Origin of the sequence: Hyalangium minutum (assembly GCF_000737315.1) — a bacterium.
GTDB lineage: Bacteria > Myxococcota > Myxococcia > Myxococcales > Myxococcaceae > Hyalangium > Hyalangium minutum.
This window is the reverse complement of the sequence record NZ_JMCB01000005.1, coordinates 258513-280101: the sequence shown is the minus strand read 5'-3', so window position 1 is coordinate 280101 and position 21589 is coordinate 258513. Positions and strand designations below refer to the sequence as shown.

The following is a 21589-nucleotide window of genomic DNA, read 5'->3' as shown; positions in this document are numbered from 1 at the left end:
CTCAGGGCGCCGGCTGCTCGCCCTGCCGTCCGCGGCCCGGACGCTGGTTGCCGCCGCGATCCTCGCGCCGCAGCTCTTCGTACTGGGCCCGCTGCGGCTCGGAGAGCACCTTCTGCATCGCATCGTCCGTCTGCTTGCGAATCGCGCGCAGTTCCTGCCGGATGTCGCGAGGCGCCTTACCGCCCGCGCTCAGCTCGTCGAAGAGGGCCTGACGGCGCGTGTCCTCTTCCTGCATCCGGCGAGTGAACTCCTGCTCCTGGGAGTAGTTCAGACCTGCCTCGGAGACGAACTTGCGCAAGCGCTCGGAGCGCTGTGTCTGGGCCTGGGACTGTGCCTGAACCCACCGTTGGTCCCGCTCCTGCCGCTGCTCGGTCCGCATCTCGTCCTGGACGGAGCGCACCATCGCCTTGAGGTAGTCGCGGCCGCCCTCGGAGTTCAGGGCCTCACCCGCGATCATGCCTCGCACCTCCGTCCGGAGCTGCTCCACCTCCTGGGCGAGCCCAACCGGCGCCGCACCGCCCACTGCACCGCCGCTCCCGTCCGCGCCCGCGGGCCGCCGCTCGAGCGCCATCACCCGCTCGGACAGGCCCACCGCCGTGACCTCCAGGGCCTTCAACCGCTTCTCGAGCGCTTGCACGTCCTGGGGAGCGCTGGAGGACGGCCGCTCCTCCCTGGAGGGGGGTTCTGAAGCCTCCCGCTGCCCCGAGAAGGCGACTGCGAGTGCGACAACGGAGAGCCCCAGAGATGCAAAGCCAAGGATGCGGTTCATCATGTCCTCAAGGACGGCGAAGCCAGCAGCCTATTCCATGAGAACGCCTGAAGCTGCGCCTACTGACTACATCCTACAGCTCGGGGTGTCTGGGCGCGGGCGTGCTCGCAGCGGTCGAGATGAGCTTTCCCAAGCGTGCGAACAGGCGCTCAGCATCCGCGACATGCCAGAAACCCCGGGTGCACGCGGCGATGACAATCGTCTGACCGGGCCGGAGCTCCAGGAAGCCCAAATCGCAGGCGCGTCGGTGCTGAGTCCCGGTCTTGTGCGCCCATGCAGCGGTCTTGGGCAGTCCCGCCGCGATTCGTCCCCGGCCCGTGCGGCATCCCCGCATGAGTTGATGAGCCCGGGAACAGCTGTCCGCGCTCAGTCCCTCACAGCGGGCCACTTGCGCGAGCAGCCGCCCCATGTCCCGCATGGAGGCAGAGTTCACCTTCTCCTCGTAGAAGGAGCTGAAGGCCTGATCGAGCTCCCGGCCCGTCCATGCGGGCGAGTGCTCCAAGAGACCGGAGAGAAACCGGGCGCGAGAGGCCAGCGAGGCATGCTGACCCAGCGCTTGAATCTGGGCCGGAGTGAACTCCCGGGCTCTGGGGTCCAGCTTGCCGTAGATGCGCTGGCGCTCCTCCAGGAGCGAGGTGAGCGGGCCCGTCTGGATTCCTCGGGCGGCGAGCTGCGCCTTCACCCGGTCGAGACCGACTCGGCGAATGAGGAGATCCGCGGCGGCGTTGTCGCTGTCCCCCATCATGTATTCGAGGAGCGTCGCGATCGACAGCCGCTCACCGGGCCGGGCGCTGCCGAGCCGGTGCATGCCATCCCGGAGGTCATCGGGCCTGAGCTCGAGCAGCTCATCCCAGGAGAGTTGCTGGAGTTCCACTTGATGCAGTACTTCCAGCATCACCATGATCTTGATAGCGGACGAGAGGTACGTCGGCGTGTCGGCATCGTAGGCATAGGACTCGCCGTCCTCGACGTTGAGGACGTAGAGCGAGAGCTCACCCTCAAAGTCTCTCGCGACCTCCTCGACACCGGGAGCGAGCCCGGAGAGCCACCCCACGACGGGGCGCTCTCCGATGGCTTCTGAGGCCGGAGTGGCGAGCACCGCAGCGATGAGGAGAGAAACCACTGCTGCGGAGGCCATGGCTCACCTCACCCTCCACCGCCCCCAGTGCCGCCCATGTCCGTGTCCTCGAAGGACTGGGTCTCAGAGGCCGAATCATCCACGGGGGCCTTGTCGGAGGTGTCCATCTCCGAGCCCGAACCACCGCTGGCTTTGCCCTCGGCAATACCCTCTCGGGAGGACGAGCCGCCCCAGGCTTCGCTGGAATCGTTCACCACCGGCGCGGAGCTGGAGACTCCCGCAGCATTGCCATTGATGGCCTCACAGGTGAGGTCGCTGGACACGCCCGCAGTGCCCATCGAGGCTCGCGGGGCCGATGACGCCTCGGTCTGGGTGGTGCTCACCCGCTCATGAGCACAACCTGCGCCGAGCAACATCGCGGCCGCGATGGCTCCTAGAAGATTCTTCATGGTGTCTCCGGGCTGATGTGTCAGTGCGGAAACGGTGTGGAGCGTGCGGCGCTCCGACAACGTGTCGGGCCAAGGACAGACAAGAGGGACCGCAGGTTCGATGGTCACCTGGACGGGCGCTGGAGCCCCTGGCTGCCCGCCTGTTCTCTCAGCGGCCCAGGCGCTTGCGGGAGCGGGCGCGGGCAGCCTCCAGCGCCGAGTCCACATTGCCGTCCGGCTTCTCCGGAGCGGCCTTCGCGCCTTCGTCCGCCCCAGGCTGCGTGGACGGAGCCTCTCGGGGTTGCTCGGGGCTGCGCGCCGCGCCAGCGGGAGCCTCGGCCAGCCCTGGCACCTTCGCGGGAGCCAGCTTGCGCAACCGAGGCGTGGAGAAGAACCGGCGCACCACCACCTCCGCCAGCAGCACCAGCACCGCGAACCCCACCAGCCAAGGCGCGAGCGCCACGCGCCCCTCGGACACCGGCGCATCCTTGAACAGCTCTGCCATGGAGAGCCGCTCCACGCCTCCGCCTACCGCCGCCACCGCGCGCAGCACCGCGAGCCCCTCCTTCGGGCTGCCCGGCTCGAACTCCGGCGCGTACGGCAGCGCCACGGGCGGTGCGCGCAGGGCCCTTGCGCCCAGCTTCACCACCGGGTGCCACGTGCCGCGTCCCGGCAGCGGGTACTCGGCCGAGAGCCGGTCCTCATCCTCCCAGCGCATCGGCACTTCCACCGGCGCGGAGCTGCCATCGCCCGGGAGCACCACCAGTGAGGGCAGCGCCGTGGGCATCGGCTCCCCGGGCGCGAGGTCCAACGTCACGCGCAGCAGGTTGCCCTGCCGCTCCGCTCGCGCCACCGCCTCGCCCTCGGGCTTGCCACCGCCGGCCATGGACCAGCGCACCATGCTCTCCACCGCCGCGCGCAGGCCGCTCCACTGGCGAAGCTCACCGCTGAACTCCCCATCCACCTCGCCCATGAAGGCCACCGAGCGGCCGGAGCCGCGCGGCCACATGGCCAGCAGGGGCGCGGCGTTCTCGTCCAGCGTCCGCAGCGCCACGTTCGCACCCGGCTTGAGGTACGTGAGGTTGTAGCCGCCCGCCTGCGGAAGCCCCTGCGGCGAGAGCTTCCCGAGCAGCGGCAGATCCGGCGCGGCCTCCAGGGAGGTAGGCACGTCCACGAAGGCCGAGCGCGCCACGGTGATGGTCTCCTGGCTGAAGATGCGCGGCAGGCTCATGGCGTCCTGGGCGAAGTACATGCGCCCGCCGCCCAGCGCGGCCACCTCCTGCAGCAGCTTTGCGTCCGAGTCCTTCGGCGTGCCGAGCCCGATGACGGACACCGTCACGTTCGCCCTGCGCAGTGCGGAGATGGTCGCCTTGTAGTCGTCCGGCGCCTCGGAGTCCGCCGCGTCCGAGAAGAGCAGCACGTGCCGGGTCACTTTCTCGCTCTGGAGGATCTCCTTCTTCCCGGTGCGCAGCGCCTCGCCCACGTAGATGCCGCCGCCGCCGCTGAAGCCTCGCGCCACCTTGCCCAGCGGGAGCCCCTCGCTCACCGGGCTCAGCGGGAAGATCTCGTGGCTCTCCGTGTCCACCATGTGGACGGAGGCCTCGTCATTGTCGTTGAGGAGCGTGAGCGCGCCCACCACACCCTCGGCAGCCACCTCCATCTTCGTGCGCCCATCCGGCACGTTGACGCCCATGGAGCAGCTGCAATCCATCAGCACGCTCATGGCGATGGCCGTGCGACGCTGCTCCTCGCGCAGCTCCAGGGACACTGGCAGCACTGGCTCCAGCGGTGAGCGCCGGTAGCCTCCCTGCCCGAAGCTGTCCCGCCCGCCCGTCATCACCAGCCCACCGCCCGCCTGCTCCACGTACGAGGCCAGCGCGTTCAATCCAGGCTCGCCCAGGGCGTTGGCGTCCACGTTCTCCAGCACCACCGACGCCACGCCATCCAGCGCATCCAACGAGACGGGGAAGGGCTCGCGCACCTCCAGCCGCATCCCCGCGGCCTCCAAGGCCTGGGCCAGGGCCCCCTTCGGCTGCCGGGTCAGCACCAGCACCCGGGGCGGGCCCTCGACGCGCAGCACCGCGCGGCCCTCGTCGTTCTCCACCACGCCATCTCCGGGTGCCTCCACCGTGAGCCGGTAGCTGGCCAGGCCCTCCTTCTCGATGAGATCCCGGAAGGGCAGCACGTTGTTGCCCGGCCGGAAGTCATAGGGCCCCTTCACCAGGAGCTGGCCGCTGCGCTCCAGCTTCACCGTGCCGGTGACGGCGCCCGAGGCGAACACCACGGCGGAGAACTGGAAGGGCTCGCGCACCGCCACCGCCGACGGCACATCCACCGAGACGACGGCCAGGTCCAGCGGCACCTCCTCGCGGGCCACCTGGCGGAAGTCCACGGCGATGCCTCGGGCCGCCAGCCTCCGGGCCGCTCCCCGGGCATCCGCTCCCGTGCTCCGCCCGTCCGACACCACGAGCACCCGGCCCGTGCGCTCCGCGGGAATCAGCGCGGCCGCCGCATCCAGCGCCGCCGAGAGATCCGAGGCATCCACATCCACCGGCCGCGAGAAGCCTCCAAAGGAGCCCGCGGCGCTCGGCGGCTGCTCCACCCGCGCCTCGCGTCCAAAGGTGATGACGCCCAGCCGGTCCCCTGGACGGCGTTGGGCCTCCAGCAGCTTCACCAGCTCCAGGGCGACACGGTCCGCGTCCAGTGGCATGGAGCGCGAGCGATCGACCACCACCACCACATCACTCCCCGCGTCGCGCAGCAGCAGTTCGGGCCCGGCGAGCGCGGCCACGGCGAGCACCAGCAGGCCCCACCGCAAGGGCATGGGCGGACCCGGGCGTGCCCCGCGCTTCCAGAGGAAGAGCCCGAGGGGCACGAGCAACACCAGCGCCTGAGGCAGGGAGAAGCTCATGAAGACGAGTGGCGGGCACTCTACTACGTCCAAGCCCCGTCGCCCCCATGGGGATCTGGCTTTCGAGCCACTGCCGGCGGTGGGCGCGGCACGAACACCCACCGCCGACGGCGGTGCGCTAGGGGTTCACCTTGATGATGATGGTGCCGTCCGGCTTCACGGTCACGTCGATCTTCGGGTTCTTCCTCGTGCCACCGACGACGGCCCGCAGCTGCTCGGGCTCGAGCTCGATCAGCGACTGGCCGTTGGTAATGCTCAGGGTGTCACGGGGGGCGAGGTTCTGGTTCTTGGGGTTGCTCATCGTGCGTCTCCTTGGACGACTTGGGGGTCATCGAGAAGGAGAGCCCCGGGCCCACCTGTGACGGCAGCCCCGGGTCATCCCGCTTGCTCCAGAGCCAGGCACGAGCAGCCGGACTCAGGACTTCTTCTTGCGGCTCCGGGCCGTGCGGGCCGCGGCCTGTGAGCGGACCCGGCGCGTCCCCGAGGTGCGCGTGGCGCGGGTGGCGCGTTGGGGCTTGGTGGCCTCCTCCTCCCGGTCCCGCGTGCGCTTCGCGGCCGCGAGGCTCTTCTTCAGGGCCTCCATCAGATTCGCCGGGGCGCTGTACTCCGGCTCGGCCGCAGGCGACGGGCGGATCTCCACGCCGCCCGCCTTCTGCTTCAGCACCTCTTCGAGCTGCTCGCGGTAGACGTCCCGGTACTTCTCGGGATCGAACGGAGCACTGAGCGACTCGATGAGCTGCTCAGCCGTGGCCAGCTCGCGTGCGTTCACCTTGGGCATGTGCGAGGGCATCCCGTCGATCTGCTCCAGCGGAAGCACCTCGTCCACGCTGTTCATCAACGAGAGCATCAACCCCGGCCCGTTGGGCCGCACGGCGCAGGTGTACTGCTTCGTCCTCAGCACCACGCGCCCCACGCCAATCCGCCCGGAGCTCTCCAGCGCCTGGCTCAGCAGTGCGTACGCACGCGCGGCGTTCGTCTCCGGCACCAGGTGATAGTGGGCGTCATAGAAGAGCGGGTGGATGTCATTCGAGGGAACGAAGTCCTCGATATCGATGGCGTAGGTGCCCTTGGGCGCCAGCGCCTTGAGCTCCTCGGGCGTGATGGTGACGTAGACGCCCTTGCTGATCTCGTAGCCTTTGATGATCTCGTCGTAGGGGACCTCGGTGCCCTCGGCTTCGCAGATGCGCCGCTCGCGGATGCGTGCCTTGTCCTTGGCGTGGAGCTGATGGAAGCGCACGTCCCGCGGAGAGACCGCCCGGTACATCCGGATCGGAACGTTCACGAGACCAAAGTTGACCGAGCCCTTCCACATCGGGCGCGCCATTCGACACCTCCTTGGAATCGCGCCGGAGGCCAGAAAATCGGCCTCGGCTGCGACGGCGATGTCTGGAAGTTCGATCCGGCGGGGCGTCGCGGCAAACCGCGCCACGGCTCCGCCGATCGGCGGGCAGACGACTCTGATCAACGGATCTTGGAGCCCTGATCGACGGATCTCACTGAACTTCGGTTCCGGTCCCCTACCCCAACAACCCTTGGAGGCTGAGGTCCAGACGGCTCTGCACCAGCTCGAGCAGGCTCTCCACTTCCGTGCCGCCCAGGTTCAGCCGCGAGGCCAGATCCTTGCGCGTGAGCTCCATCAGCCGCTCGCGGGCCTGCGCCACCCGGCGCGCCACGCCCGAGCGGGACTCGCCGTACATCGCCGAGAGCCGGTCCATGGTGAGGCCGTGGAGGTGGTGCAGGCGCAGCAGGGCGCGATCCTTATCGGAGAGCGCCACCAGGGCGTTGCGGAGCGCCTCGGTGAGGGCCTGTCGGGTGTCCTCGCGGAGCAGCTCGCGCTCCGGATCACTCGAGGCCAGCATCCGGGCGAGCACCTCGGGCGGCTCGTCGAAGAGCACCTGGCGCCCTTGCTGGTGCGCCAGCTCGCCCACGATGCGCGTGGCGATGATGCGCACCCATGCCAGGAGCGGCCCCCGGCCCGAGTAGTCAGCGATGCGAGGCGGCGCGTCGCCTCGGCCCACCAGCAGCCGCTGGCGGAGCTCCTGCAGGACATCATCCACGGTGAAGTCCGCGAGCTGTCCCAGCCGCGAGGGGACTCGCCGGAGGATGTGCTGCTCGAAGGCTTGGAGCCCACGAGGCTCTCCGTCAGAGCAAGCACAAGCCAGGTAGAGATCCGCGGCGTGGAGCGAACGCAGTGCCTCCCCCGAACCCTCGGGCATGTGCCGGGCCAGGTGCTTCACGAAGCGCTCCGGGCTCAGCGGCACCGACGGCCACTGGGCCTGTCCCGCCGCGTGGTGCCCTCGCAGCAGGGCCTCCAGTCCCTCCACAAGGTCCAGCGCGGCGCGCCGCTCCGGGGACACGTGGGTCCTCATGAGCGCCGAGAGGGCACCCCGGTCTCCTGACTCGCTCATGGGCCCTCTCCCCGCCGCTGCCAGGCCAGCACGTGCTTCAGCTCCACGCGGGCGCGGAGCCCCAGGCTCTCCATGCGCTCGCGCGCCTCCTCGGCCAGCGCCGCCGCACGCGTGCGATCTGGCGCACGCCGCTGCTCACCGAGCGCCCGGGCCAGCAGAAAAGCAGCCCAGGCCTCATCGAGTGGATCCCTCGGGGCACTCGCGTGGAGCTGCCGGGCCCGCTCCAGCAACGGCACGGCCTGCTCCGGCTCGCCCAGGGCCAGGTGCCCCTCCGCGAGGCAGGCGAGATCCAGCGCGACGTCCGGGGCATTGGCGCCCTGCACCCGCTCATCCACGGCCAGGGCCCTCTGGCAGTGCTCCAGCGCATTGCGCGGTGCACTCGTGGCCACCTCGAGACGCGCCATCGGCCGCAGCGCCTGGGTGACCGAGGAGGCATCGGGTCCCCCCTCCTTCTCCCAGAGCTGCAGGGCACGCGTCAGCTCTTTCCGGGCCTCGGCGTAGCGGCCCTCGCGCAGATCAATGATGCCCAGAGAGGTCAGCAGCGGAGCGGCACGCGACGTGTCCGGCCCCAGCGCCCGCTGAACGCGCTCCAGCGCCTGCTGGTGGTAGGCACGGGCCTCGTCCAGCCGCTGCGAGTCGAAGGCCACCATCCCCAGCTCACTGATGGCGCTGGCCGTGTTGGGATGATCCGGTCCCTTGCTCTTCTCGGAGATGGCCAGGGCACGCTCCAGGTTCTTCTTGGCCTCATCCAAGCGCCCCATGCTGCGAAGCACCGAGGCGAGGTTGATGAGCGGGGCGGCGAAGCTGGGATGGTCCGGCGGGCGCGAGGCCTCCAGCAGCGCCAGGGCACGGCGCCACGTGGCGATCGCCTCCTCCCGCCGCCCCAGCGCGAGCAGCTCGATGGCGATGTTGTTGAGGCTGAGCGCCTGCGCAGGGTGCTCGGGTCCCCAGAGGCGCTCACGCACCGCCTGGGACTGTCGATAGAGCTCCAGCGCCTCCGTGGGGCGGTTCTGCCGGCTGCGGACGCGGCCCAGGCCCGAGAGGAAGTAGGCCGTGCGCGAGCTTTCCGGGCCTGCATCCGCCTTTCGCGACAGCACCAGGCCCTGGGAGTACTCCGCGTCCGCCTCCTCCAGCTTGCCCTGCACCAGCAGCATCCCTCCCATCCTCAGGTGGAGATCAATGGCGATGGCGGGGAAGCGATCCCGGCCCAGGCGCTCCACCGCGGCCTCGGCGTGCTGGACGATGCGCTCCACCTCGCTGGCGCGCGCCTGCTGATCCCCCACCACCCAGACGAGCATGTTCCACACGCGGGCCACCGTCTCGTCATCCCGCCCGGCCTCGGCGGCCCAGAGGGCCTTGTAGAGGCTCTCCTCCGCCTCCTTGAGCTTACCGGCGAGCGCGTGGACCTGGCCATTCAGCAGGAGCACCTCCGCCTCCAGCGGGCGGTAGTCCAGCCCCTGGATGTCCTTCAGCAGCGCCTTGGTCAGCTCGATGCCCTCGGTGTGCCGGCCCGCGTCCATGCGGGCCCGGGCCTCGGCCAGCCTGCGCCGTGCCTCGTCCACACGAGGGCGGAGCGCATCCGGCGGCTGCGGCCGGGTGGACAGCGCCGGTGCCTCCTTGCACCCTGCGAGCCCATCGAGCGAGGCCAGCAGCTGCTGCGAGTTCTGCACCGCCTGCGCGTCCGCCTTCTCCAGCAGTCCGGTGACGGCGGCGAGCTGCCACAGCCGGCTGTCCAGGCACGCGGCCGTCTGCCACGCGGTGTCCGCCTTGCTGCCCTCCGTCGCGAGGCAAGCCTCGGTGCGCAGCTCGCGCCACTGGGCGGCATGGGCTTCCAGCGCCGCGGAGAACTTCTCCCAGGCCGCGGGGGCGTAAGCCGTGCCGGTGGCGAGAAAGGCCGCATGCACCCGCTCGCGACGCTCGGGGCTCCAGGCCGCGGCGAGCTTGTCCGCCTCCTGCGCGCAGCGCACCTCGCGCCGGTGAGAGAGCACATAGCCCGCGGGCACTCCCAGCAGGCCCACCGCGACCCCCGCGGCGGCCAGCCACGTGCGCACCCTCATGGAGCGCGGGGTGAGCGCCTCCAACAGGGTATCCATGGAGGGGAACCGCTCCTCGGGCCTGGCACGGAGCCCTCGCAGCACCGCGCGGCGGACCGAGGCCGGAACCTTCGACTCGCGAGGAATCGGCCGCACCTTCCCCTCGCTCACGTTCCGGGTCAGCGCCTCGACACCGTGCCCCTCGAAGGGCCGCGCACGGAAGAGGGCCTCGAAGAGAGCCACACAGAAGCTGAACTGATCCGAGAGCGCATCTATCCCCTGTCCGAGGAGCTGCTCCGGAGACATATAGGCCGGCGTTCCCGCCAGCAGGCGGCCTCCCGAGCTCGAGGAGACGAGCCCTCCGACGGAGACCTCGCGTGGCGCGGTGCCGCCCTCGGACAAACCCGCACGGTTGGAGGGCCGCGCCAGCCCGAAGTCCGTCACCCGCGCCCGTCCATCCTTGCCAAGGAGCACATTGGCGGGCTTGAAGTCGCGGTGCACCAGGCCCGCCGCGTGCGCGGCCGTCAGTCCCCGTCCGGCATCGAGGAACACGCGCAGCACCTCGCGCCAGGGGCGAGGCTCGGCCATCCAGCGCTCGAGCGAGGTGCCCTCCACCAGCTCCAGGGCCAGGAAGACGACATCGCCCGCCGTGCCCACGTCATGCACGGCGACGACGTTCGGGTGAGAGAGGCGGGCCAGCGACTGGGCCTCGAGCAGCAGCCTCCGCCGCAGCTCTTCCAACTGGCGTCCCCGAGGGCGCAGCAGCTTGAGGGCCACCTGGCGATCCAGCTCTGGATCATAGGCCGCGTACACCACGCCCATGGCTCCATGGCCGATCCGCTCGAGCACCACGTAGCGAGAGAGGGTGGCCCCACGGGCCAGCGCGGCGCCTCCGTCCGAGACCTCGTGCGCCACATCCGAGGCTGTCCCCGTCTCCGCCGCCGCCGCCAACGCCCGCTGACAGCTGGTACACCCCTCCACGTGAGCGAGGATGGCAACCCTCTGCTCCTCCGGGAGCAGGCCCCCGTAGAAGTTGCTCAGCGCATTCTCATCGGGGCAGCCCATGTTTGCGCTCACGCTAGCAAGAGCCCCATTTTCCCAAGCATTGCCATTTCATCGGAAATTCGAGTTCCCTTGGCCCTCACTGCAACCCGATGAAACTCCAGGGATTTTAGGAACATCCGGACAATAATCGTCTTTTTACGATTTTTTTGGGATGGCTGGGAAGTCGGCCCCTCATAATGAGCGATGAGAGCCGACCCTTCGCACCCTTCCAACGCAGTCTCGTCCGACCGCCTCCGATCACTCGGGGGCGTGCTCGTCGCATTGGGAGCCGCGGCCTTGCTCCTCGGCGTGGGGGTGATCTTCAGTGGCCCCTCCGCAGCCGAGAGCCAGAGCGAGCAGCACCTGGCCGCAGTCTCCGGCTCCCAGTCCGGGGGCGCGTCTCAGACGGGCGGCGCCGGGCACACCCGCCAGGGCGGCGTCGGCCAGTCCCAGGAGAAGGCTCCCCGCTTCAACGGCACCACCTGCTGGGAGGACCTGGAGCGCTTCAACGACAACGTCACCCTCGGGACGTTCCGCGAGTGGGCCGCCCCCCTGCTGGCCTCGAAGGATCCGCTCGTCCTCGAGTACCTCAAGGGGCGTCTGGCCGAGATCATCGGCGATGACGCGGGCCGCGCAACGGAAGTGCTGGGCTGGGCGCGCGAGGCCTCGCCCGCGGAGTTCAAGCTGCTCATGGGCGGCCTGCGCCAGTCCCAGGCCCTGCCCAAGCTCACCGCGCAGCTTACGGACCTGGGTCTTGACGAGAAGCTCGACCTCGGGCGGCGCGCGGGGTTCCTGGATGAGTTGCAGCACATGCCCCGGCTCGAGCCAGCGGCACTCGACAAGCTGGCCCACTTCGCCAAGGACGCCTCCTCGGCCGAAGCCGGCTGGGTCACCACGCGCGCCATCGGCCGAGTGATGCAGGAGGACTTCAAGCGAACCGGCAACGCCAGGCCCTACCTCGACAAGCTCCTCACCATCGGCACCGAGTCGCTGGATGAGCAGGTCCGCTACCTCGCGCTCGAGATGGAGATGCACGCCGAGGTGCCGCTCAACAAGCAGGACACGGACCGGCTGGCGAAGTTGCTGGCCACCGAGGGCAGCGAGGACGTCCGCCAGGTGGCCGCGCACGACCTGTCCCTGTCCGAGGACAAGACCCGGGTGCTGGAGCTCTTCACCCAGAACTTCGAGACCGAGAAGGACATCTGTGTCCGCTGGGCCCTCTTCCGCTTCGCCGCCCGCACCGCCGGCAAGGATGCGCTCCCGGCCATGGCGAACATGGCGATCATCGACCCGCGCTTCCAGGGCAACTACCGGGACTTCGAGCGGCTCTACGCCAGCGGCATCGTCGACTTCGGCCGGATCTGGTTCTCCCTGCCGACGGACGATCCCTTCGGCTGCCTCGACCGCCACGAGGAATAGCGTCCGGAGCTCTCCCCATGACCCGCCTCTTCCCTCGCATGAATGTGCTCCCCACCCTGGCCCTCACCGTCGGCCTCCTCGCTCCGGCGCTGGCCCTGGCCGAGCCGCCGGCCTCCTCGTCCGAGGCTCCCACCCTCAAGGCCGGCACCTGCTCGGTCGAGGGATTGATGGGCTCCATCCGCCGTGGGCTCGGCTCGAAGTCCGAGGCCTACAAGCTCTACCTGCGCACGCTCCTGCGCGAGTCCGCCGTCAACCTGCCCCTCCCCGAGCTCCAGGCCGCCTTCGAGCGCGAGTACGACCCCGTCATGGTCGAGCACCTCGCGGCGGCCCTGGTGGCGCGCACCGAACGGGGCCTGGAGGACGAGGCGATGCAGGCCGTCGCGAAGCGCGCCCTGGAGGACAGGGACCCGAGCCTTCGCGCCGCCACGATCCGCGCGCTGCGGCGCACCGGCGCCCTGGAGCGCACGGGGGACATGTACGAGCGGCTGGTGAGAGATCCCTCGCCCGAGGTGCGCCAAGAGGCCGCGACCAACCTCGTCGAGGACAACCGGCATGTCTACGGCGGGCGCGACGCCCGGGCGGCGGACACCGCCGTGGCCGCGGCGGCGGCGGTGGCCTCCTCGGACCCGAAGGTGACGACGCAGATCCTCGGTCAGCTCATGACGGGGGAGATCAGCGCCGGGTCCGCCCGCACGCTCGAGCAGTTGCTGCGCAGCGACTCCGCGGAGATTCGCGCGGCGGCCTCCACCGCGCTCGGAGGCGTGCCCGTGGCGGAGATGACCAACGCCCGGCAGGCGCTGCTCGGCATGTACCGCGGCGAGCAGGACACGGCCGTGCGCAAGTCCATCCTCCAGAGCATCGCCCAGCTCGGCTTCGCCGGCGCGGTGCCCGAGCTCCAGCGGTTGCGCGGCGTCGACCCGAGCCTCGCGCCGGAGATCGACTCCTGGATTCGAGTCCTCAACATGAACCTTCAGGATTGGAGCCTGATCCAGAGGGAGAAGCAGCGGTTGCAGCAGGCTCGGTAGTACCCCTCCCCCCGGGGGCCGGACTTCCGGCCCGAGAGGAACAACGATGCGCAAGACGATGAAGACAACGATGGCAGTGCTGGCCTCCCTGGCGTTCATCCCCGCGGTCGCGATCGCGTCGTACCGGGTGGGCTCGCCCTTCCCGGGCGATGTGACGGCCACCACCTATTACTCGAGCGGCACGTTCCACGGCGCGGTGGACATCTCCAGCCGCAACGCTTGCGGCTACTGGGGTGTCGAGACGGGCGTGGTGGGTTCGATGTCCTGGAACGTCACCATCCGCACCACCGCCGTCGTGTGCTACGGCAACGGCAGCGGCAACCAGAACGAGGTGAAGCACACCTTCGCGAATGACTACGTCATCCGCCAGTGGCACTTCCTCAAGGAGCCCACCTCGGTCGACAAGACCTGCGACCGCTGCCAGATTGGCGACGAGGGCGGCACGGGCAACGTCACCGGCCCCCACACCCACATGCAGTACGACCGCTACGGCACGAACAACACCTCCTGGTACTCCAGCTACACCTCCAAGGGTGAGTTCCTCGACCGCGGCGAGACCGTCGGCTACATCCAGTAGTCGGAGCCACTGAGACCGGAGCCTATGCCTCGGGAGGGTGTGGTAAGCCGCCGGGGCATGGGCTTCTTCGATCGAATCTTGGGAAGGCAGAAGACGGAAGCGGCTCCGCGTCGTGAGACGCCGTTGAGCCTCCAGCTCCTGCTTCCCCGCCCGCTGCGGCTGGACGTGAATGTGCTGTCGCGGACGCTCCAGGGGTTTCACCCCTCGCTCTCCGGCGCGCGCTTCGAGTTCGACCGGCAGGCGAGCACCACGATGGGCGCCGAGGTCGGCGTGGCGCGGTGGGGCAAGCACGGGGTGCAGGTGGTGGTGTTCAGCAAGCCGATGCCGGGGGCGGTGGTGGAGCTGTGCGTGGGGCCAGCGCACTTCGGGGCCGACTTGAAGGAACAGGCCCGGGCGCATGCGGCGCACGCGCTGCTGTTCTACGCGGGGGAGGAGCCGGACCGGCTGGAACAGTTCGTGGCACTGGGGCTGGTGGCGGTGGCGCTGGCGAAGGAGGGGGCGCTGGTGGTGCTGAACGAGAGCGCGCACACCTCGTTCCCGGCGCAGGCGTTGATTCCAGAGGAGGGAGAGGACCTGCTGGAACTGCTGCGGACGATGCCGCTCACGGCGCTCTACGTAGGCTTCGTAAAGCTGGAAGTGGAGGGGGAGGCGGGGGTGTGGATGCGGACATATGGAGCGCCGATGCTGGGGCTGCCGGAGCTGGCCTGGCACGCGCGGAGCCACGCCGAGGGAGAAGAGACGTTCGGGATGTTCTCCGGCCTGCTGGATTATCTGCGGACGTCCGGGCGGAGCTTCTCGGACGGGCACACGGCGGAGTGGAACGGCCGCCACGTGAAGCTCCGACTGCCGCGCGGCAGGGAGACGAAGTTCCTCGACACTGAGGGCCAGTTGTTCGTGCTGGAGCCCCAGAAGTGAACGGCCTGATGAGACTGAGCTTCAACGCTCCGGTTCTACGGGACTCACGGGAGCAGAGGTCGGCTCTCGTTTGGAAGGGAAAATCGGCGTGTAGCAGGACTGCTCGAACTCAACGCCGTTTTTGACGCCTTTGCAGTCCTCCAAGTCACTCACCTCCACTCTCAGCCAACACCCTCCGTTGATCGAATACTGCCCCTTCCGGCAGCGGCCGTTGAGATCAGGCCTGAGCTGGCCTGGGAAAGGCTTGGGCGGCGCTTCGACCGCAACACCCTTGCCCATCGGAGACTGCTCACCAGAGGAGACAGCGGACACTGCGGTGTCCCCTACGTGGGTGACTCCTCCATCGCGCTGCTCCCCCGAGCGCGTGCCGCGAGCAACAGGTACTCCCTCCTGGGAACTCAGGGACTCCCGCTGCTGCAGCCATAACAACAGGACCGCCAGGGCCGTCGCCGCCATCAAGGCGAACCCAGACAGGCCCTGTGCCCTCAACACCTCGCGCTCACCACGCAGCGCGGTCTTGGCGCCTGCCACTGCCTGCTGACGATGGACCGTTGCTCTCTTGGTGGCGTCCGCGTCCACCGCCGCGAGCACCGCCTTCCTGTTTCTTCGCCGCAAGCGATGCCCGAGCCGCTCGACGTCGGTCGCCTCCCCGTGGGACCATGCAGAGGACTGCGGCGTCTCCCACTGGAACAAGCCTTCGCCCGACACGGAACGGACCTGCGCGGCGCTCTGCTCCATTACCTCCGCCAACTCCTGGGCGGTTCCCCGCTTCTTCGGGTTCAGCGACAGCATGCGTTGGATGACGGCATCCAGTTCGGGGCCCACTCGGGAATTCACCTCGCTTGGCGGCCGAGGCCCACTGCCCCCAGGTTGCCAGCACTGGCCCTCTTCGCTGCTCGCATCCGTGAAGGGCGGATACTCGTCTGTCACCAACCGGTAGGCCATGACACCCAAGGCGAACACATCATCGGCGGGCCCGGCAACATATCGCTCGTGCGGCTTCCTCCAGGGGTTTCTGCTGGCGGCCCACGCCTCAGGGCTGCGGTAGGGCGGAGTTCCTGGCGGCAGGCGGGAGGCGGTCAACCGCTCTGCTCCCACGTAATCCCCCGCTCCGAAGTCCATCAGGAAGAGCCATTCATCCACGGGCCGAACCAGGACATTGTCGCCCTTGACGTCCCGGTGCACTCCCCCCGCCTCATGCGTAGCTTGCAGGGCCCGAGCGGCCTGAGCCAACAACCGCAGCACCTGCCTCGTGTCCGGGTTGCGGCGCTCGGCCCACGCGTAGAGTGGCTCACCATCGATGCGCTCCATCACGATGAACGGATGGTGGAAGCCGTTCGGATGCCGCCACTCTCCGCTGTCGAGCAGGCGCGGTACATTCGGATGACGCGTCCGCCTCAGCATCTCTGCTTCCCTCTTGAAGCGAGGATCCCTGGGGTGGAGGGCCATCTTGAGGGCAGCATCTCCCGCTTCCTCGTGGCCCACCCGCTCAGCGCGGTACACGGCGCCGTAAGCCCCGATACCCCGTCCCCCCTTCAGCCGCCAGGGTCCAACCCTCGTCCCATGCGGAAGGCTCCTCACGTCCGCATCCGCATCGAGCAGCGGCACGTCCATCTTTCGCTCCCTGCAGGCTGAGCTTCCTCTGCAGGGATAGAACCTACCTCATGGGTCGGCTGCCGCACACACGATCCCCCAGGTCCAGAGTGCTACCAGACCGCTGCAGGGCTCCAGTTGACTCCCTTTCCCAAGAGCCTGAAGCGAGGTGGTCTACTTGTCAGACAGGTTCTTGAGACCAGCGCCCGGCAACAGCGGCAGTTCCCCCACAAGACGCATTGCAACCCGCCGGAGCTTCTCTCGTGAGTGACCAGTGAGGGCCATCTGTTCGTGCTGGAGCCCGGGTAGGCGGTTCTCGAGGCGCAGGCTTATCCGCGCACTCCTCGCTACTTCCGCCGTGTGACGTAGAAGTCCGCCAACAGCGCTCCCAGCAACACCAGCAGGGGCCAGCGCGCCCGGCTCGATGAGCCCGTGCTGCTCTCCTCTTTCTCCGCCGCAGTGGCCTCCCGCTCGCCGCTGCTCCTCGCGCGCAGATCCGACTCGCGTGCGTCCAGCGCCAGCACCTCCGTCGCGTCCACCGGCTCTCCATCCCGCTCCAGCGTGTAGCGGCCCGGCACGGGCGGCGCAGGCAGGGTCAACGAGCCCGCTCCGAAGACTGGCTTCTCTCCCAGCGGGCCCTCCAGCGTGTAGCGCGCCCCTGGCTGCGTCACCACCGGCAGGGGCTCTCCCAGCGTCAGATGCCTGCGCGGGAATCCCTCCCGCGTGCGCTGGGCCTCGCGCAGCAGGTTGCCCAGCAGCACGGGCCACGCGGGCGTGCGCTGCAGATTCGAACGCGACAGTTCCAGGTTGACGTGCACCCGCCCGTCCTCCTCGGCCAGCAGCACCGCGTCCCCCGCCGTGATGAGCGCCCGGCCCGGTGGATTGTCTCCCGCCGTCCACCGCACACCCGCGAGCTGCACGTCGTCCAGCAGCGGGTGCCCCTTCTCCGAGAAGAACGGCCCCAGGAATGTCCGCAGCGTGCCCCCCGCCCCCACCGTCACTCTCGCGGTCGTGCCCCTCGGCCCCACGATCAGCGCGCCCTCCCCGGCCGCCGTCTCCACATCGGGTGCCACCGATAGGAAGCGCTCCAGCGCCTGCTTCGTCCGCGGCTCCAGTCCCTCCGCCAGCGCCACACGCACCCGACGCACCGCCGAGGGCACCAGCCGAGCCTGCCCATCCTCCGGCAGCGCGTCGTCCGGCAACATCACCTCCACATCGCCCGCGTTCTCAAAGGTGAAGCGCACAGTCGCCGCACCTTCCGTGGGCAGCCGCACCACCTCGCGCTGCTCGGTCCCCTCCTTCGCTCCCGGCCCCGGCTGCGCGCGTACCCGCACCTCCACCGAGTCCGGCCCGCCAAACCGTGCCACCCGCAGCGTCACCGTCGCCTTCGTGCCCTCGTCCCGCCGCTGCGCCGACACGAGCGCCACGTTGTCCCGAACCGTCCCCAGCGCCGTCCACCGCACCGCCGGAGGCACCACCGCACCCTCGGCTGGCAGCACGTCCGTGAAGAAGTGCACCCGACGTCCCGGCCCCGCCAGTTCCTGCGCCCACAGCAGCGTGGCCGTCACGTCGTGGTCCGCCCCCAGCGCCTGAAAGGACTCCAACGCTCCCAGCGCCCGCGAGGGCTCCGCCTCCGGGCCCGCGATCGCCCGAGGCACCGAGCCGCTCGCCAGCACCGTCACCCGCGTGGCGCGCTCCTCCTCCACCCGCCTGGCCGCCTCCCGGCGTACCCGCTCCAGCACCGTCACCCCATCCGCCCCTCGCGCCGACAACGAGAGGCTCCCATCCACCACCAGCACCACGTGCCGCGCCCGCGTGTCCTCGCTGAAGCGCACGTCCGCCAGGAACAGCGCCGCCGCCACCACCGCCAGCGCCTCCAGCAGCAGCGAGGACTCCCGCGTGAAGCGCTCGAAGCGCGGACCCGCCTCCGCGCGTGGCCGAGGCGTGCGCCACAGGAACAGCGCGCTCACCGTCACCGGCTTCTGCCGCCGCCGCAGGAAGTACGCCGCCGCCAGTGGCACCAACGCCCCCAGCGCCAGCAGCCCCCATGGGAAGCCAAAGCTCACGCCGCTCCTCCCGATACGAAGAGCGGCCGCAGCGGGCCTCGCACCAGCGTGCTCAGCCGCTCCGGTGCGGGCGCTGTCACCAGGGTCGCCCTCGCCCGAGCCGCTGCAGCCCGCAGCGCGCGCTGGTGCTCGGCGAAGCGGCGTGCGTAGGCGGCCAGCACGTCCTCGGTCAGCAGTTCCTCCAACGCCGCGCCGCTCTCCGCGTCCACCAGCCGCGCCCCCTCGCCTCCCGTGGGATCCAGGTCCTCCGCGTCCAGCACCTGCACCACGAACAGCGCCGAGGCCCCTCGCGCCAGCCGAGCCATCAGCCCAGACAAGTCCGCCTCGAAGAGGAAGTCGCTCACCACCACCCGCAGGCCACACGGCCGCAGCGGCGGCATCCTCCCGAGTGCGGCTCCCAGATCATCCTTCGCATCGAACGCCGACGCCCGCAGCGCCGAGCGGCACACCTGCCCCTGTGTCCGCTCCGGCCGGGCGCTCGTGGTGAGCAGCGTGGGCGTCAGTCCCTGCAGCGCCGCCACCTCCACCGCCAGCAGCGCCACCTCCCGCGCTCGCGCCTCCTTCGCCGGGCTCAACGCCATGGAGCGCGACGCATCCACCAGCACCTCTACTCGCGGAGACACCTCGTCCTGCCGCACCCGGAGGATGATCTCCCCCGTCCGCGCCACCGCGTTCCAGTCCACCTGCCGCAGGTCATCCCCAGGCTGGTACACCCGGAAGTCGTGCAGTTCCAACGAGGAGCCCGCGGACGAGGCGCGCACCTCGCCTACCCGCCCCCGGTGAGGCACCCGAGGCAGCGCCAGCGCCAACCCCGGCGCCAGCCGAGCCACCTCGCTCTCGTCCGCCGCGCTCACGAGGTGTGGACCCGCTGCTCTCGCTCGATCAGGGTGCGATCCGCAGCGAAGGCGGCGAGCGCGGCCACCCCGCAGACGAAGCACAGCAACTCCACCGTCATCTTCGGCAGATCTGTCCCGTAGTCGTGCTGCCCGAAGTTCACCAGGCCCACGATGGGGTTGAGCAGGTTGATGAGGCCGTTGTCCGCAGGCTCGTCCACCAGCAGCGCCAACAGCGGCGGCAGCACCGCGCCCAGGCCCGCCAGCGATATGAACAGCACCCGCACCGCCGCCGGAGAGCTCAACCGATCCGAGCGCGGCATCTTCGCCACCAGGATGGCCACCGCGAAGTAGAGGACGGGGTATGCAGCCGCCGCCAGGGTGACGTAGATCAACGAGCGCCAGTTGCTCTGCACGTCATCCGAGCTCAGCCCCAAGAGCGCGCAGAAGATGGACCAGCCCGCGATCAGCAACACCATGAGCCGGAAGCCGCGCACCGCCCCAGGCCGCAGCAGACTCCAGGGCCGCGTCGACGACCGCAGCGCCCGCGCCTGTCCATCCACGTCCGAGACCACGAAGAGCCCGCACAGCGTCAGGTGCATGCACCCGGCCACGCCAGCTATCACCGCGACCTCGCGCTCATGTGACTGATTCGCCCACAGTCCCACCACGATCGCCGCGCTCACCAGCACCTGAATGATGAGCGCCCGCCGAGGCCCTCGGGAGTAGTCCTCCGTCACCAGCGACAGCCGCGCCGCCGCCGCCTCGAACAGCAGCCACCCATAGCTGAGCATCAGCCACAGCGCGACGCCGATGACGGAGAAGAACTCGCGCTCGCGCATCAGCCGCGAGCCGCCCTCGCTGAGCGCGAACGCCCCGCCCAGCCCCTGCGCCACGCCGCTGGCCAGCAGGCCCAGCACCAGGAAGTGCACGAACGCCCGCCCCAGCCGCGCGTCCGCCAGCGTCGCCGCGCACACCCCGAGCACCGTGAGGAACACCAGCCACGCTGCCCCTAGCACCAGCACCAGGAGGATGGTCGGCAGGTCGATGCCGTTGAGGTAGTAGCTGAACAGCAGGAAGGGCCCCACTGCCGAGGCGTACAGCGCCGCCTGCGCCAGGAAGGATGTCACCTTGCCCCGCAGGATGCGCCGGGGCCCCAGCCCCGTGAGCGCCAGCAACACCCACGTCTCGTCCTCGCGCTCGCGCGCCAGCGAGCGGTACGCGCTGTACGGAATGACGAAGAAGTGCACCAGCCCCAGGCACACGAAGTAGGTGAAGAAGTACGTGTTCCCGCGCGCCCGGTACCCACCGTCCTTCACGTCCGCGTACGCCATCAGCGACAGCAGCACGCACGCCAGCAACATCAGCCCGAAGCACACCCAGAACATGCGGGTGCGCAGGCCCTGGCGGATCTCCTTCACCACCAGGGGGTTGATGCGGTCTCCCAGCCGCTCGCTGAGCGAGCCCTTGGCCCCCACGGTCTCCACGGGCGCGCTCACGCGACCCTCCCCTTCGTCACCGTCATGAAGGCATCCTCGAGGTTCAGCTCCCGGTGGCTGAAGGCGCAGACCGGCACCCCCGCCGTCACCAGCGCCGCCAGCAGCCGCGCAGCCGCCTCATCCATTTGGGTCCGCGTCGCGCCCGCCTCCAGTTCCAGCCGCACGCGCAGCTGCCCAGGCTCTCGCGACACCTGCCCCACCCGAGGCTGCTCCAGCACCACCCGCTCGGCGCGCTCGTAGGCCGCCTCGCCCTCCGCGCCCACCGCCAGCCGGATCGTCAGCTCCGTGCCGGCCCCCGTCTGGCTCTGCGCCAGCAGGTCCGCCACCTTGCCCGTGGCCAGCAGCTTGCCCTGCTCGATGATGGCGCACGTATCGCAGATCTCCGCCAGCTCCGTGAGGATGTGGCTGGAGATGAGGACCGCCTTGCCCTGATCCGCCAGGGCCCGCAGCAGCTCGCGCAGCTCGATGCGGGCGCGCGGATCCAGGCCGTCCGCCGGCTCGTCCAGGATGAGCAGCTTGGGGTCATGCAGCAGCGTCCGCCCGAGCGCCACGCGCTGCCGCATGCCCTTGGACAGCGCGCTGGTGAGCTTGTCCTTCAGTGGAACCAGCCCCGTGAACTCCATCACCGAATCCACCCGCTTCTTCCGCGCCGCACCCTTCAGGCCGTATGCCCGGGCGAAGAAGTCGAGGAACTCCCACACGGTGACGTCGTCATAAGTGCCGTAGCGGTCCGGCATGTAGCCGATCAGCGGCCGGGCCTTGTCCGGCGTGTCCACCACGGACTGCCCATCCAGCAGCACCTCGCCCGCACTGGGCGTGTCCAGCGTGGCGATGATGCGCATGGTGGTGCTCTTGCCCGCGCCGTTGGGCCCGATGAAGCCCAGGATGGTGCCCGCCGCCAGCTCGAACGTCACGTCATCTACCGCGCGCAGCGAGCCAAAGTCGCGCCGCAGCCCCTTCACCTGCAACAGGCTCATCGCCGCACCTCCTG

The 21589-nt window shown here is 69.7% G+C and carries 17 protein-coding genes; 4 read left to right on the top strand and 13 right to left on the bottom strand.

Translation table 11 applies throughout. The features are described from left to right. Position 1: 1 nt before the first annotated feature. The 8 genes from DB31_RS14715 to DB31_RS14680 form a co-directional block, all read right to left on the bottom strand. Positions 2-772, bottom strand: a complete 771-nt coding sequence (locus tag DB31_RS14715) for a hypothetical protein (RefSeq protein ID WP_240486697.1) — start codon at positions 770-772, stop codon at positions 2-4. A gap of 70 nt (positions 773-842) precedes the next feature. Then, positions 843-1907, bottom strand: a complete 1065-nt coding sequence (locus tag DB31_RS14710) for a serine hydrolase (RefSeq protein ID WP_044187790.1) — start codon at positions 1905-1907, stop codon at positions 843-845. An 8-nt stretch (positions 1908-1915) separates the two neighbouring features. Further along, positions 1916-2296, bottom strand: coding sequence for a hypothetical protein (locus DB31_RS14705; RefSeq protein WP_157231985.1), 381 nt, complete (start codon positions 2294-2296; stop codon positions 1916-1918). A gap of 148 nt (positions 2297-2444) precedes the next feature. Then, positions 2445-5186: a VWA domain-containing protein gene (locus DB31_RS14700; RefSeq protein ID WP_044187787.1), complete on the bottom strand. Its 2742-nt coding sequence runs from the start codon at positions 5184-5186 to the stop codon at positions 2445-2447. Between the two features lie 118 nt (positions 5187-5304). Continuing rightward, positions 5305-5487 carry a hypothetical protein gene (locus DB31_RS14695; protein ID WP_044187784.1) on the bottom strand — a complete coding sequence of 61 codons (183 nt, stop codon included), beginning with the start codon at positions 5485-5487 and terminating at the stop codon, positions 5305-5307. A gap of 114 nt (positions 5488-5601) precedes the next feature. Further along, on the bottom strand, positions 5602-6510 hold the full coding sequence (ku, locus tag DB31_RS14690; RefSeq protein ID WP_044187781.1) for a non-homologous end joining protein Ku: 909 nt from the start codon (positions 6508-6510) through the stop codon (positions 5602-5604). Between the two features lie 193 nt (positions 6511-6703). Beyond that, positions 6704-7594, bottom strand: a complete 891-nt coding sequence (locus DB31_RS14685) for a sigma-70 family RNA polymerase sigma factor (protein ID WP_044187779.1) — start codon at positions 7592-7594, stop codon at positions 6704-6706. Beyond that, on the bottom strand, positions 7591-10692 hold the full coding sequence (locus DB31_RS14680) for a serine/threonine-protein kinase (protein ID WP_044187778.1): 3102 nt from the start codon (positions 10690-10692) through the stop codon (positions 7591-7593). The genes DB31_RS14685 and DB31_RS14680 overlap by 4 nt, the downstream gene beginning before the upstream one ends. 276 nt (positions 10693-10968) lie before the next feature. Between DB31_RS14680 and DB31_RS14675 the strand changes: the two genes are divergently transcribed. From DB31_RS14675 to DB31_RS14660, 4 genes are all read left to right on the top strand, one after another. Further along, entirely contained in the window at positions 10969-12090 is a 1122-nt protein-coding gene (locus tag DB31_RS14675; protein WP_240486696.1) for a hypothetical protein, read from the top strand. Between the two features lie 17 nt (positions 12091-12107). Continuing rightward, the gene (locus DB31_RS14670) at positions 12108-13115 is read left to right on the top strand and encodes a HEAT repeat domain-containing protein (protein ID WP_044187774.1); all 1008 of its coding nucleotides are present in this window, start codon (positions 12108-12110) and stop codon (positions 13113-13115) included. A 46-nt stretch (positions 13116-13161) separates the two neighbouring features. Next, the gene (locus tag DB31_RS14665; RefSeq protein WP_044187771.1) at positions 13162-13692 is read left to right on the top strand and encodes a hypothetical protein; all 531 of its coding nucleotides are present in this window, start codon (positions 13162-13164) and stop codon (positions 13690-13692) included. A 123-nt stretch (positions 13693-13815) separates the two neighbouring features. Then, positions 13816-14607, top strand: coding sequence for a DUF4261 domain-containing protein (locus DB31_RS14660; RefSeq protein ID WP_157231984.1), 792 nt, complete (start codon positions 13816-13818; stop codon positions 14605-14607). A 21-nt stretch (positions 14608-14628) separates the two neighbouring features. Here DB31_RS14660 and DB31_RS14655 read toward each other — a convergent pair whose 3' ends face one another. The 5 genes from DB31_RS14655 to DB31_RS14635 form a co-directional block, all read right to left on the bottom strand. Further along, positions 14629-16221 carry a serine/threonine protein kinase gene (locus tag DB31_RS14655; RefSeq protein ID WP_044187767.1) on the bottom strand — a complete coding sequence of 531 codons (1593 nt, stop codon included), beginning with the start codon at positions 16219-16221 and terminating at the stop codon, positions 14629-14631. Positions 16222-16547: 326 nt separating this feature from the next. Next, positions 16548-18266 (bottom strand): BatA domain-containing protein, encoded by a 1719-nt coding sequence (locus tag DB31_RS14650; RefSeq protein ID WP_044187765.1) that lies wholly within the window; start codon positions 18264-18266, stop codon positions 16548-16550. Continuing rightward, the gene (locus DB31_RS14645) at positions 18263-19120 is read right to left on the bottom strand and encodes a DUF58 domain-containing protein (protein WP_044187763.1); all 858 of its coding nucleotides are present in this window, start codon (positions 19118-19120) and stop codon (positions 18263-18265) included. The genes DB31_RS14650 and DB31_RS14645 overlap by 4 nt, the downstream gene beginning before the upstream one ends. Continuing rightward, a complete protein-coding gene (locus tag DB31_RS14640) occupies positions 19117-20598 on the bottom strand; it encodes an ABC transporter permease (protein ID WP_044187761.1) in 1482 nt (493 codons plus the stop codon). The genes DB31_RS14645 and DB31_RS14640 overlap by 4 nt, the downstream gene beginning before the upstream one ends. Beyond that, positions 20595-21575 (bottom strand): ABC transporter ATP-binding protein, encoded by a 981-nt coding sequence (locus DB31_RS14635; protein WP_044187758.1) that lies wholly within the window; start codon positions 21573-21575, stop codon positions 20595-20597. Before DB31_RS14635 ends, DB31_RS14640 begins: the two co-directional genes overlap by 4 nt. Between the last annotated feature and the right edge of the window lie 14 nt (positions 21576-21589).

Coding starts and splice junctions, on each gene's coding strand:
- DB31_RS14715 (WP_240486697.1), bottom strand. CDS start 772: ATGATGAACCGCATCCTTGGCTTTGCATCTCTGGGGCTCTCCGTTGTC.
- DB31_RS14710 (WP_044187790.1), bottom strand. CDS start 1,907: ATGGCCTCCGCAGCAGTGGTTTCTCTCCTCATCGCTGCGGTGCTCGCC.
- DB31_RS14705 (WP_157231985.1), bottom strand. CDS start 2,296: ATGAAGAATCTTCTAGGAGCCATCGCGGCCGCGATGTTGCTCGGCGCA.
- DB31_RS14700 (WP_044187787.1), bottom strand. CDS start 5,186: ATGAGCTTCTCCCTGCCTCAGGCGCTGGTGTTGCTCGTGCCCCTCGGG.
- DB31_RS14695 (WP_044187784.1), bottom strand. CDS start 5,487: ATGAGCAACCCCAAGAACCAGAACCTCGCCCCCCGTGACACCCTGAGC.
- ku (WP_044187781.1), bottom strand. CDS start 6,510: ATGGCGCGCCCGATGTGGAAGGGCTCGGTCAACTTTGGTCTCGTGAAC.
- DB31_RS14685 (WP_044187779.1), bottom strand. CDS start 7,594: ATGAGCGAGTCAGGAGACCGGGGTGCCCTCTCGGCGCTCATGAGGACC.
- DB31_RS14680 (WP_044187778.1), bottom strand. CDS start 10,692: ATGGGCTGCCCCGATGAGAATGCGCTGAGCAACTTCTACGGGGGCCTG.
- DB31_RS14670 (WP_044187774.1), top strand. CDS start 12,108: ATGACCCGCCTCTTCCCTCGCATGAATGTGCTCCCCACCCTGGCCCTC.
- DB31_RS14665 (WP_044187771.1), top strand. CDS start 13,162: ATGCGCAAGACGATGAAGACAACGATGGCAGTGCTGGCCTCCCTGGCG.
- DB31_RS14655 (WP_044187767.1), bottom strand. CDS start 16,221: ATGGACGTGCCGCTGCTCGATGCGGATGCGGACGTGAGGAGCCTTCCG.
- DB31_RS14635 (WP_044187758.1), bottom strand. CDS start 21,575: ATGAGCCTGTTGCAGGTGAAGGGGCTGCGGCGCGACTTTGGCTCGCTG.